Source organism: Acrocarpospora sp. B8E8, from assembly GCF_039871605.1.
Taxonomy (GTDB): Bacteria; Actinomycetota; Actinomycetes; order Streptosporangiales; family Streptosporangiaceae; genus Acrocarpospora; species Acrocarpospora macrocephala.
In genome coordinates this window covers 82,476-94,536 of sequence record NZ_JBDPLV010000030.1, presented here as the reverse complement: position 1 = coordinate 94,536, position 12,061 = coordinate 82,476, and the positions used below count along the sequence as shown (strand labels likewise).

The following is a 12,061-nucleotide window of genomic DNA, read 5'->3' as shown; positions in this document are numbered from 1 at the left end:
GTTGGCGGAACGTCTAGACCGGGGCGGGCAGCGGCACCGGGCCGTCGGTCGAGTGCCCCGGGAACAGCTGAGCGTGCGGATCGATGTGCACGGCCGCGTTGTTGACGGCGGTCGCCACCTCGCCGAAGCCGGTCGCGATCAGGCGGACCTTGCCGTCGTAGTCGGCGATGTCGCCGGCGGCGAAGACGCCGGGCACGTTGGTGCGCATCGCCGAGTCCACCACCAGATGGCGGTTGTCGCGCAGGTCGAGACCCCAGGCGCGCAACGGCCCGAGATTGGCGGTGAACCCGAGCGCCGCGACGAGCCGGTCACACGGCAGCGTGCGTGCGCCGTCCTCGCCGGTCACGCCGACCTCCACCCGCTCCAGCCGTTCACCGCCGAGGGTGGCGGTGACCTGGGCGTTGAGGATGATCTTCACGGGCGAGGCGGTGAGTCGTTCGATCGAGCCGCGGTGGGCCCGGAACGCGGTCCGGCGGTGCACGAGCGTGACGCTCGCGGCGATGGGGTGGAGCATGAGGGTCCAGTCCACCGCGCTGTCACCGCCGCCCACGACGACGACGTCCCTTCCTGCGTAGTCCGCGCTGTCCGGCACGAAGTACGCCAGGCCCCGGCCGAGGAACTCCTCCCCCGCCGGCAGCGGGCGCGGGGTGAAAGTGCCGATGCCGCCCGTCACCACGACCGCTCCGGCGGTGATCTCGGTCCCCGCGCCGGTCGTCACCACGAGCAGGTCCGGTCGGCCCTCGCGGGGGACGCGGTCGAGCCGCTGGGCCTCCTGCCCGAGCAGGTACGCCGGGTCGTACGGCGCGGCCTGCTCGACCAGGTTGGCGATCAGCCGACGGCCCGACACGGCGGGGAACCCCGCGATGTCGAAGATCGCCTTCTCCGGGTACATCGCGCTGACCTGGCCGCCGACCTGGCTCAGCGAGTCGACAATTGCGGCGCGCAGGCCGCGCACCCCGGCGTAGTAGGCGCCGAACAGGCCGACCGGCCCGGCTCCGACGATCAGCACGTCGACGTCGAACGCGCTCATCGTCAGACCCGCGTGAGGTCGTACTCGCCCTTGCGGCCGGTGCCGTAGCGGCGCAGGGCGCCGTCCGGGCCGGCCGCGTTCGGGCGGATGAAGATCCAGTTCTGCCAGGCGCTGAGGCGTGCGAAGATCTTCGTCTCCAGCGTCTCCGGGCCGACGAAGCGGTGGTTGGCCTCCATGCCGGTCAGCGCGTCGGGCGACAGCGAGGCACGCTCCTCCAGCACGATGCGCAGTTCGTCCTCGAAGTCGATGTCGTCGAGGGCCAGGGTGACCAGGCCGAGCCCCACCGCGGCGGCGGCGTCGAGCGGCTCGCCGATGCGGGCGCGGGCGGCGGCGAGGTCCTTCTCGTTGCCCCAGAAACGGGACTCCAGCCGGGACAGGCCGTTGCCCATGGGGAAGGCGCCGTCGTTGCACTCGCTCAGCCGGATGGTAGCGGGAACCTCGTCGGCGCGGTCCTGGTAGACGCCCTCCAGCATGTACTGCCGGTCCGCCGCCAGGGCCAGCTCCAGCAGCAGGCCGGCGAACGCCGTCCCGGGCTCGATGACGGCGATCAGGCTGCGGCTGGTGACGTCGAGGCGCTTGAGCGTGCGCTTGTAGTAGTGGCGCACCTCGTTGACGAACCAGTCGTCCGCGAGCTCGCGCAGCTGGGCGTCGTGGGCCAGCACGCGCTCGGTGTCGCCGACGGCGCGCAGCACCCAGATGCCGAGCCCCGGCTCGTTGGTGCGCAGGTGCAGCACGAGGTCGTCCAGCGCCCGGGTCACGGCGAGCGGCCAGTAGTCCGCGCCCTGGGCCAGCACCGCCGCGGCGTCGGCCGGCGGCGCGGCACGCGGACCCTCTACCGTGATGTCGACGCGGCGAGCCAGGCGGTCGATCTTCGCCGAGACGTGCGGGTAGGTGATCGTGTCGCCCTCGTCCGCACGCTCCAGCGGCGTCAGCGTGACACCCCCGGCATCGGCCGGGCGCGTCGAGGAGGCGGCGGCCAACCGGGCACGCCTGCCGACTTCCCCGGCGAAGGAGTGGCGCGGCACGGCCGCGTCCACCAGTCCCCACTCCGCGGCCGTGGCCCCGCGATAGCCCTCGGACTTGGTGGCGAACAGGTCGGCGCGGTCCTTGCGGACATGGCGCTTGTCCACCACCCTGGTCAGCCCGCCGGTGCCGGGGAGCACGCCGAGCAGGGGGACCTCGGGCAGGGACACGGCCGAGGAACCGTCGTCCACCAGGACGATCTGGTCGCAGGCGAGCGCGAGCTCGTAACCGCCGCCGGCGGCCGTTCCGTTGAGCGCCGCGATCCAGGTCTGGCCGGAGTTCTCGGAGGCGTCCTCGATGCCGTTGCGGGTCTCGTTGGTGAACTTGCAGAAGTTCACCTTCCAGGCGTGCGAGGACTGGGCGAGCATGCGGATGTTGGCGCCGGCGCAGAACATGCGCTCCAGACCGCCGGTCACCACGACCGCCCTGACCCCGGGGTGCTCGAACCGGAGCCGCTGGACGAGGTCGTACAGCTCGATGTCGACGCCGAGGTCGTAGGAGTTCATCTTGAGCTCGTAGCCGGGGACCAGGCCGCCGTGCTCGGCGACGCGCAGCGTGACGGTGGCCACCTCCCCGTCCAGGTCGAGCGTCCAGTGCCGGTACCGGTCCGGGGAGGTCGCGAAGCGGACAACCGGGGCGCCCGTGCTCGGCGAAGTCTCAGCACTCTCAGTGACAGTCAATGCGGGCTCCGTACGTGGTTAATCAGGGCTTTGCCCTACCAATATTCGACGTGTATTCGATGGTACGTCAAGTTCTTGTAGCATTTACTGAATGTTCGGGCAGCGACGAGGCCTGGGGATCGCGTACGTTACGCGCCGGTGCCCCCGGGCTGGCAGAATGCGCGTCACCACCGTGTCGAGCGACAGGAGTGCAGACTTGGCCCCGCGCGATGCGCGCACGACCTCCGGCCAGGTGGCCGAGCCGGCCGAAGGCCAGCGTGAGAAGGCATCCGCCAGCGCGCGCTCGATCCTGCTGACGGTCCTCGGGGAGTTCGTGCTCCCGCGTGGCGGCCGGGTCTGGACGGGCACACTGGTCGACGCGCTCGGCGCCCTCGGCATCGAGGAGAAGTCCGCGCGGCAGTCCCTGGCCCGCACCGCCGCCGAGGATCTGCTGGCCTCGACCCGGCACGGACGGCGGGTGCGCTGGAACCTGACACCGGCCGGGGACCGGCTGCTGCGGGAGGGCACCGACCGCATCTACGGCTTCATGCGCAAGCCGCACGGCTGGGACGGCCGCTGGCTCGTGCTCACCGTCGGCGTGCCGGAGACGCAGCGTCAGCTGCGCCACCGGCTGCGCACCCGGCTCACCTGGCTCGGTCTCGGCTCCCCCGCCCCCGGTCTGTGGGTGGTGCCCGACGCCTCGAAGGAGGCCGCCGTGCGCGACGTCATCGCCGAGCTTGACCTCCACGACCGCGCGTACGCCTGGACGGGGCCGTCGGCCGGGGTCGGCGACACCGCCAAGCTGATCACGGCCGCGTGGGACCTCGACGACGTGGAACGGCGGTATATAGCCTTCATCGAACGCTTCGAGGGTACGAAGGTGCTCGCCGACCGGGAGGCGTTCGTCAACCAGGTGCAGCTCATCCAGGAGTGGCGGCGCTTCCCGTTCCTCGACCCCGACCTGCCGCCCGAGCTGCTGGATCACGACTGGCCGGGCCCCCGGGCGGCGGCGGTCTTCCACGACCTGCACAACCGGTGGCACCGGCGGGCCCAGGAGCAGTGGGACCGGATGGACGAGGACGCGGCGGCCCGGACCTGACCCATCCCGGGAACCGGAGGGCCAGGCGCCGGGCCGCGGGTCAGAGCAGTCCCTCGTCGGCCAGGTGCACATAGTCGAACTCGACCGGCTGGTCGTTGATGCCGGTCTTCGGCGGGGCGATCCAGCCGGCGAACTCGCCGTACTCGTACTCGGGGACCATCAGCTCGGCGACCTTCGCGCGGTCCTCGGCGCCTGGCAGCCACTCATGGCTCCGCGCCTGCCAGGCGGCCTGGTCGACGACCTCGCCCTGCGGCGTCACATGGTGGCCGGCGTAGCCGCCGACCTTGCGGTTGAAGCCCTCGTGCGGGAGGTACAGCCGCTCGCTGAGCCCGGCGTCTTCCAGCGCCTGGTTCCAGCGGCGCACCCCGTTGGCGCAGTCGGCGACGTACTCGTCGCGCAGGTCGAGGTTGAGCGCGCTCAGCATCGGCACCGTCCTGGTCCTGATCTGGCCGTCCTCGACGTAGCGCAGCTCGCGGGTGGCCTCCAGGAGGACGTGGTCGTCCTTGCGCCGGGTCTCCATCCAGCGGCCCTTGAGACCGGAGGTGTAGTAGTTGCCGGCGTTGGTCGACTGCTCGGAGCCGAACAGATCCATCGAGACCGAGAACTGGAAGTTCAGGTACCTCTGGATCACCTCCAGCGGGATGCCCCCGTGCGGGAAGACGTCGGCCGTGTCGTGCTCTTTCATGAGCTCGGCGGTGCGCTCCAGGACCCGCTGCACCCCGGTGGTGCCCACGAACATGTGGTGGGCCTCCTCCTTCAGCATGAACTCGCAGGTACGCGCGAGCGGATCGAAGGCCGACTCCTTGAGCGTGCCGAGCTGGTACTTGCCGTCCCGGTCGGTGAAGTAGGTGAACATGAAGAACTGGAGCCAGTCGGTCGTCTCCTCGTTGAACGCGCCCAGGATGCGCGGCGCGTCGAGATCGCCGGAGTTGCGCTTGAGCAGCTGCTCGGCCTCCTCCCGGCCCTCCCGGCCGAAGTAGGCGTGCAGGAGGTAGACCATCGCCCACAGGTGGCGGCCCTCCTCCACGTTGACCTGGAACAGGTTGCGCAGGTCGTAGATGCTCGGCGCGGTGTTGCCGAGGACGCGCTGCTGCTCGACCGAGGCGGGTTCGGTGTCGCCCTGGACGACGATCAGCCGCATCAGGTCGGCGCGATGCTCGCCCGGCACCTCCTGCCAGGCCGGCTCGCCCTTGTGCTTGCCGAAGTTGACCTTGCGGTCGGGGTCCCGCTCGGCCAGGAAGATGCCCCAGCGGTACTCGTCCATCGGGACGTGGTCGAAGTGCGCCCAGCCGTCGCGCCCCACGGCGACCGCCGTCCGCAGGTAGACGTCCCGGGTCGGCAGGGCCGGGCCGAGCTGCTTCCACCAGTCGAGGAACTTCGGCTGCCACCCCTCCAGCGCGCGCTGGAGCCGGCGGTCGCCCGCGAGGTCGACGTTGTTGGGGATGCGCTCGCTGTAGTCGACCCGGCTGACCGGCCCGGTGGGCAAGGGGGCGGCGCCGGTACGAGAGTCGATGTTCATCGCTTCTCCTGTCTGAGTACGTTCGAAACTGCCGGTCACTCGTCGGCTCCAGCCGTGATCGCGTCGAGCACCGCGGGCCCGCCCTGTACGGCGGTGCGCCGCAGGTGGGCGTGGACGGCGCGCAGGCCGCCCTCCTCCTCGCCGCCGCCCGCGCGGCCGGGGCCGCCGTGGACGAGCTGGGGCATCGGGGTTCCGTGCCCGGTGGACTCCGCCGCGCTGTCGCGGTCCAGCACGAGGATGCGGCCGTGGTGGGCGGCCGCCCCCAGCACGACCTCGCGGACGAAGTCCCCGTCGCGGGAGACGACCGATCCGGCGAGGGACCCCTCGCCGCGGGCCACCAGGTCAAGCAGGTCCGTGACCCCGTGGTACGGCAGGAGCGTGCTCACCGGCCCGAACGCCTCCACCTCGTGCGGCTCCGGGCGGGCCACGTCGTCCACGCGCAGCAGCAACGGCGACAGGAACGCGCCGCGCTCGCCGTCGGCCCCCGCCACCTCGACCTGGTGCGGGTCGCCGTACACGATCGTGCCGGCCGAGGCGAGCCGCGCCACCGCCGCCCGGACGTCGGCACGCTGGGCGAGGCCGACGAGCGCCCCCATGGTCACGCCGTCCGCGCCCGGCGCGCCCACGACGACCTTCGCGAGCCGGGCCTCGACCGCCTCCGACACCGCGCCGAGAAGGTTCGCCGGCACGAACGCCCGCCGGATCGCGGTGCACTTCTGCCCCGCCTTGACCGTCATCTCGGTGACCAGGGCGTCGGCGAACAGCTCGAACTCCGGCTGCCCCGGCAGGGCGTCCGGGCCGAGGACGGAGCAGTTGAGCGAGTCGGCCTCGGCGTTGAAGCGCGCCGAGCGGCGGGTGACCGCCGGGTCGGACCGCAGCCGGGCGGCCGTGGCCGCCGAGCCGGTGAACCCGATGTGGTCCTGGCCGCCGAGCAGGTCGAAAAGCCCGGGAATGCTCCCGCTGACGAGCTGGAGCGTTCCCGGCGGCAGAGTCCCGGATTCCTCGACGATCCGCACGGCGTGCGCCGCGATGTAGGCCGTGGGGGTGGCCGGTTTGACGATGGTCGGCAGCCCGGCCAGCAGCGCGGGCGCGAGCTTCTCCAGCAGGCCCCAGACCGGGAAGTTGAACGCGTTGATCTGGAGGGAGATCCCGCGCGGGGTGGTGAGGACGTGCCGGCCGGCGAACGTGCCCGCCTTGCCCAGCGGCACTGGGTCGTCCTCGGCGATCAGCGTGTGGTCGGGCAGGCCCTCGCGGCCGAGTCGCGCGTAGACCACCGCTGTGCCGATGCCGCCGTCCACGTCCACCTGGGCGTCGCTCCGCGTCGCCCCGGCCCGCGCCGACAGGTCGTACAGCTCCTGCCTGCGCTCGCGGAGCGCGAGGGCGGCCGCCTTGAGCGCCTCGGCCCGCTGGTGGAAGGTCAGCTCGCCGAGCGCGGCCAGGCCGGTCCCCCGCGCGTACGCCACGGCGGCGGCGAGGTCGAGGCCCTCGCTGCTGACGTGGGTGACGGTCGCGCCGGTGACCGCGTCGGCGACCGGGGTCCCCGCGCCGCCGCCGCGCCGCCAGGCGCCCTCCAGATAGCTCGGCAGCGTCTCCGTGCTCATGACTCGCTCCACTCGTAGAAACCCTTGCCGGTCTTGCGTCCCAGGTGCCCCTGCTCGACGAGCCGGACGAGCAGGTCCGGCGGGGCGAACCGGGTGCCCAGCTCGCGTTCGAGGTAGCGGGCGATGCCCAGCCGCACGTCCAGGCCCACCAGGTCGGTGAGCCGCAGCGGCCCGGTCGGATAGCCGTAGCCCAGCGTCATCGCGGCGTCGATGTCCTCGGCGGAGGCGACGCCCGCCTCGACCATCCGGATCGCCTCCAGCCCGAGGGCGACGCCGAGCCTGCTGCTGGCGAAGCCCGGCGCGTTCCGCACGACCACTGCGGTCTTGCCGATCTCCGTCACCCACGCCACGGCCCGGTCCCGCAGCGCCGGATCGGTGGCCGCCGCGATCACCACTTCGACCAGCCTGCTCGCCGGGACGGGGTTGAAGAAGTGCAGCCCGAGGAGGCGCTCGGGCCGGGCCAGCGCCTCGGCGAGCGTGTCGAGGGAGATACTGCTGGTGTTGGACGCGATCACGGCGTCGGGTTTCACCGCGTCCTCGACGGCGCGCAGGGTGGCGAGCTTGAGATCGAGGTCCTCGGGCACCGCCTCGATCACCAGCCCGGCTTCGGCCAGCCCGGCGGGGCCGGTGACGGTGGTGAGGCGGGACATGGGCTGGGCGGCGTCGCCGATGACGCCGCGCTTCACACTGGCCTCGAAGGCCCGGGCCACCCGTTCGCGCGCGGCCTCCACCGCCTGCTCATCGCGCTCCACCAGCGTGACGCGACGGCTGGCGAGTAGTAGGGCGTGGGCGATGCCGGCGCCCATCCGCCCGCCGCCGATAACCCCGCAGTGGCTGGGCAGAACGGTGGTCGTGCCGGTCATGACAGTTCCTTGCCTAGGCATGCGTACACCACCACAATTTGCCACACTCTAGTTGCGTGCCGGAAGGGATAAGTAGCAAATTCTGTCAGCGGCGGACCCGCCAGGGTGCCAGGAAGCGCTCCATCTCGTTGAGCGCCAACGAGAGGATCACACCGAGAGCCGAGATGACGATCAGCGCGACGTACATGGTCTCGACGCGGAAGGTCGCCCAGGCGTTCCAGATCAGGAACCCGAGACCGTCGCTGCCGCCGAGCATCTCGGCGACCACGATCAGCATGAGCGCCATCCCCACCGCGAGCTTGACGCCGGTCAGAATCAGCGGCATGGCGCCCGGCAGGGCGATGGTACGGAAGGTCTGGAGCCGACCGGCCTCGAAGTTGCGCCCGACGTCGTGGTAAATCGGCTGGATCTCCAGCACCCCGGCGGCGGTGTTGATCACCATGGGGAAGAACACCCCGACGGCCACGACGGCGATCTTCGACGCCTCTCCCAGGCCGAAGATGATCAGGAACAGCGGGAAGATCGCGCTCTTCGGGATCGGGTAGGTGGCCGCGATCAGTGGTTCGATGATGAGCCGGGGCCACCGGTACAGCCCCATCACCAGACCCAGGACGACCGCCGGCACACCGCCCACCAGGAAGCCGAGGGCGAGCCTGCGGATGCTGACCCAGGTGTGCTGCACCAGTTCTCCCGAGCCGGCCATCTCCATGAACTGGCGCGCGATCTGCGACGGCGGGGGGAAGAACCGGGTGTCGAGCAGCCCGACCCGGGACACCAGCTCCCAGAGGAGCAGAAGCCCGATGGGCGCCGCGATGGAGATCAGGCGTTGGGGGGCGTCCTTGAAACGCCCCGGCGTCCTGCGGCGGCCGCGCCGCGGCGTCTCCGGCCCGGCCGCGGCCGTCTCGCCGGCCGAAACCGCTTCCTTGGTGAAGGTTTTCACAGGGCTGCTCCGGCCACTTCGTCTTTCAGGGAATCCCAGATCTCATAGATGAGCTCGCCGTAGGCGGCCTGCCGGCGCAGGTCGATGACCCGCCGCGGCCGCTCGAAGGGAACGTCGATGATCTTCTTCACGCGCCCCGGCCGGGCCGTCATGACCATCACCTTGTCCCCGAGGGTGACGGCCTCGTCGACGCTGTGCGTGATGAACACCACCGTCTTGCGGCTCTCCTCCCAGACCCGCAGCAGCTCGTCCTGGAGGATCGTCTTGTTCTGCTCGTCCAGCGCCGAGAAGGGCTCGTCCATCAGGAACACGTCGGGATCGTTGGCGAAGGCGCGCGCGATGGAGACGCGCTGCCGCATCCCGCCCGACAGCTGGTACGGATAGGCCTGAGCGAAGGCCGCTAGACCCGTCTTGTCCAAATAGTGTCCGACACGCTCGCGGATGAGCTCCTTGGGCTGCTTGCGCATCTTCAAGCCGTAAGCGGCGTTGTCCCAGACCGTCATCCACGGGAAGATCGAGTCACCTTGGAACACCATCGAACTCCTGACAGCGGCTCGGGGCCCAGGGCCCATCGAGATCTCCCCGGAGGTGGTGGTCTCCAGTCCGGCCAGCATGCGCAGGAGCGTCGTCTTCCCGCACCCGCTCGGACCCACGATCGTGAAGAAGGTCCCGGCGGGCACCTCAAGGCTGACGTCGTCCACCGCGGTGATCGTCTCTCCCTTGCTCTGAAACTCCTTCACGAGGTTCCTGAGCACGATGCCCGAGCCGCCGACCGGCGGGGCGTTGTTCGTCTCCATGGCGATGTCCTCCCGTCAGCCCAGCGGGTTCGTGACGCGGCCCAGTTCCTGGACGGCGGCCTTGGCGAAGGTGTCGTCGACGGACTGCGTGACCGTGACGTCCTTGGTGATGTAGCCGCGTTCCTGGTAGTACGCCAGGTCGTTCTCCAGGCTCTCGATGTTCATCTCCCCGTTGGAGTCGATCCCCTGGGAGATCGCCGTCCTGAGGGTCTTCTCGTCGTTCTTGGTCATCTTGGTCATGATCGAGATGACCTCGTCGCCCTTGGGGCCTTTCAGCCGCGCGTCCTCAAGGGCGTCGTTGTACAGCCGAACCCCCTGGATCCACCCCTTCATGAAGGCGGTCGCCGCGTCGGCCCGCTGGTCGATGAAGTCACCGCCGTACAGGACCACGCCGATCTCCTGCTTGGGGTAGACCGAGTCCGAGCCGGCGAACCGCACGGCCGCGCCGCTCTCCACCGCCTGGGTCACCTGCGGTTCGGTCGTCGTGGACGCGTCAACCGACCCGTTCTGCAGCGCCACGACCTGATCGGAGCCGCTCATGTAACTCCACGTGATGTCCTGCTGCGTCAGGCCGCCCTGCCGCAGCATGCGGTCGAACCAGACCTCCGGGGTGCCGCCCTCGCCGTAGCCGGCGATGGTCATGCCCTTCAGATCGCTGAAGCTCCTGAACTTGCCGCTGTCCACCAGGTCCTTGCGGACCAGGAGCGCGGAGTAGCTGTTCCCGGGAATGGCGTACGACTTGTCGGCCACCATGCGGACCTTCACGCCGCTGGCTATGGCGTTGTAGAGACCGGCCGATGGTGAACCGGCGCCGACATCGAGCTGTCCCGCCCCGAGGGGCGCGATCATGTCGCTGGCGCTCTTGAAGTTCTTGATCTCCACCTTCAGGCCTTGCTGCGCGAAGTAGCCCTTGGCCTGCGCGATCAGGAACGGCGCGTCGCTGAGGGATCCGGTCACCCCCACAGTGACGACCTTCTGCCCGTCCCCGGCGCCGCTGTTGGAGCCGTCGTTCCCGCAGCCGACGGCGAGCGCGGCGAGCACGAGGCAGCCGGCGAGTAAGCGTCGGCGCCGCTGAGAAGGACGCATGTCCTTGGATGCGTTCATCTTTGGAGATCCTTTGGGGGGTTATCGAATACGGGCGTAGTCGCGCAGTAGTCAGGTGAATATCGGGGGACGCATTCACCCCGGGATTTCCGGAAAGTAAGGGGCGGCGGGTCGTCTGGCTGGGCGCCGAGTGGGCAGGTTCCTGTCCGGCGGTAGCGTGAGCGGAGACGACTCTCAACTCGTTGCGGTATCTACTTCACTTTAGTGTCGAGAGTTTTGCATACGGGTTCGCAGGCGTCAACAGTCTTCAGCGGACGACTGTGAGGACTCTGGCCGCGGGCACGCCATCGGTGGTAAGTACTACAGGTTGGCAAAGATGCCGCACACATCTGTTGACAGTTGCCACGGCTTCGCGCAGACTGACACATTATTCGGCACCCGAAGTACCGTAGTCATCGCGGCTGCGGGTTCCGTTGTAGTTCGGGTCACGAAATATATTGGTCCCCAAACATTCCTGGCTGCCGTGGCGGGAACGCGTCCGTCGAGTCAATTCCGGAGCAACGAAGATTGGACGAGGCCGTGAGCGGCATGTCGAAGATCGGGTGGGAGAACCCCGCGCCCACGGACGGCCCTTCACTTGATCAGTTGAAGGAACAACTCAAGGTCACGAGATACGACGTCGCCGGCACGGGAGTGGCGACGGTGTGGCTGCACCGGCCGGACCGGCGGAATTCCTGGACGGCCCGGATGAATTTCGAGTATCGCGCGGTCATGCGCGCCCTCGACGCCGATCCGGCGGTTCGGGTCGTGGTCGTGACCGGCTCGGGCGGCACCTTCTCCGTCGGCGCCGACAGCAGGGCGCTCACCGGCTACGTCGGCGCCGAGTCCTACGACCCTGGACTGCCGCAGGACGCCGCACTGCCGGGGCACGGGGTCAGGGACGAGTTCGACGCCGACCTGGTGTGGCAGTACGGGCTACGCGTTCCGGTCATCGCCGCGGTGAACGGGGCGTGCGCGGGTGTGGCCCTCGCCCTGGCGGCCTTCTGCGACCTCCGCTTCGCCGTCTCCGGCGCCAAGGTCACCGTGGCATCCCCCCGGCTGGGGCTGCCGTCGGAGTACGGGCTGTCGTGGATCCTGCCCAGGCTGATCGGGGTGACGCACGCGGCGGACCTCCTCCTGTCGGGACGGGTCGCCGATTCCGACTCGCTCGCCCGGATGGGCTTCTTCAACGCCGTCTACCCGGAGGAGGAGTTCCAGGAGGCCGTGTATCGCTACGCCGGGCAGCTGGCCGCCGCGTCACCCCTGGCCGTCACCACGGCCAAGCGCCAGCTGTACACCGACCTCCTGCACCACGACCCCGCCGGCTCCGTCCGGCAGAGCAAGACGCTGACCGGGCGGCTGATGAAGGCGCCGGACTACAAGGAAGGCGTCGCCGCACTCGTCGAGAAGCGGACGCCCCGTTTCGGCCCCTGGGAAGGGTGATCTC

Annotated in this window: 10 protein-coding genes; 2 read left to right on the top strand and 8 right to left on the bottom strand. The window is 70.0% G+C overall.

The annotated features are described in order from the left end of the window. Nucleotides 1-13: 13 nt before the first annotated feature. Both ABGB08_RS27370 and boxC read right to left on the bottom strand, forming a co-directional pair. Complete coding sequence (locus ABGB08_RS27370; protein WP_347595212.1) at nucleotides 14-1,030, bottom strand: NAD(P)/FAD-dependent oxidoreductase; 1,017 nt, start codon at nucleotides 1,028-1,030, stop codon at nucleotides 14-16. A gap of 2 nt (nucleotides 1,031-1,032) precedes the next feature. Continuing rightward, nucleotides 1,033-2,733, bottom strand: a complete 1,701-nt coding sequence (gene boxC, locus ABGB08_RS27365; protein ID WP_347595210.1) for a 2,3-epoxybenzoyl-CoA dihydrolase — start codon at nucleotides 2,731-2,733, stop codon at nucleotides 1,033-1,035. A 196-nt stretch (nucleotides 2,734-2,929) separates the two neighbouring features. Here boxC and ABGB08_RS27360 point away from each other — a divergent pair, with 196 nt between their 5' ends. Continuing rightward, nucleotides 2,930-3,811, top strand: a complete 882-nt coding sequence (locus ABGB08_RS27360; RefSeq protein WP_347595207.1) for a PaaX family transcriptional regulator C-terminal domain-containing protein — start codon at nucleotides 2,930-2,932, stop codon at nucleotides 3,809-3,811. A 40-nt stretch (nucleotides 3,812-3,851) separates the two neighbouring features. On the opposite strand, the gene boxB is transcribed toward ABGB08_RS27360, so the two are convergent. The 6 genes from boxB to ABGB08_RS27330 form a co-directional block, all read right to left on the bottom strand. Continuing rightward, nucleotides 3,852-5,330, bottom strand: coding sequence for a benzoyl-CoA 2,3-epoxidase subunit BoxB (gene boxB, locus ABGB08_RS27355; protein WP_347595204.1), 1,479 nt, complete (start codon nucleotides 5,328-5,330; stop codon nucleotides 3,852-3,854). Nucleotides 5,331-5,365: 35 nt separating this feature from the next. After that, entirely contained in the window at nucleotides 5,366-6,931 is a 1,566-nt protein-coding gene (paaZ, locus tag ABGB08_RS27350) for a phenylacetic acid degradation bifunctional protein PaaZ (RefSeq protein WP_347595201.1), read from the bottom strand. Next, complete coding sequence (locus tag ABGB08_RS27345; RefSeq protein ID WP_347595199.1) at nucleotides 6,928-7,794, bottom strand: 3-hydroxyacyl-CoA dehydrogenase family protein; 867 nt, start codon at nucleotides 7,792-7,794, stop codon at nucleotides 6,928-6,930. Before ABGB08_RS27345 ends, paaZ begins: the two co-directional genes overlap by 4 nt. Before the next feature lie 85 nt (nucleotides 7,795-7,879). Then, complete coding sequence (locus ABGB08_RS27340; protein ID WP_347595196.1) at nucleotides 7,880-8,734, bottom strand: ABC transporter permease; 855 nt, start codon at nucleotides 8,732-8,734, stop codon at nucleotides 7,880-7,882. Continuing rightward, nucleotides 8,731-9,531 carry an ABC transporter ATP-binding protein gene (locus ABGB08_RS27335; protein ID WP_347595193.1) on the bottom strand — a complete coding sequence of 267 codons (801 nt, stop codon included), beginning with the start codon at nucleotides 9,529-9,531 and terminating at the stop codon, nucleotides 8,731-8,733. The genes ABGB08_RS27340 and ABGB08_RS27335 overlap by 4 nt, the downstream gene beginning before the upstream one ends. Nucleotides 9,532-9,546: 15 nt before the next feature. Further along, on the bottom strand, nucleotides 9,547-10,635 hold the full coding sequence (locus tag ABGB08_RS27330) for an ABC transporter substrate-binding protein (RefSeq protein WP_347595190.1): 1,089 nt from the start codon (nucleotides 10,633-10,635) through the stop codon (nucleotides 9,547-9,549). Nucleotides 10,636-11,163: 528 nt separating this feature from the next. Here ABGB08_RS27330 and ABGB08_RS27325 point away from each other — a divergent pair. Then, the gene (locus tag ABGB08_RS27325; RefSeq protein WP_347595292.1) at nucleotides 11,164-12,057 is read left to right on the top strand and encodes an enoyl-CoA hydratase-related protein; all 894 of its coding nucleotides are present in this window, start codon (nucleotides 11,164-11,166) and stop codon (nucleotides 12,055-12,057) included. The last annotated feature ends 4 nt before the right edge of the window (nucleotides 12,058-12,061 follow it).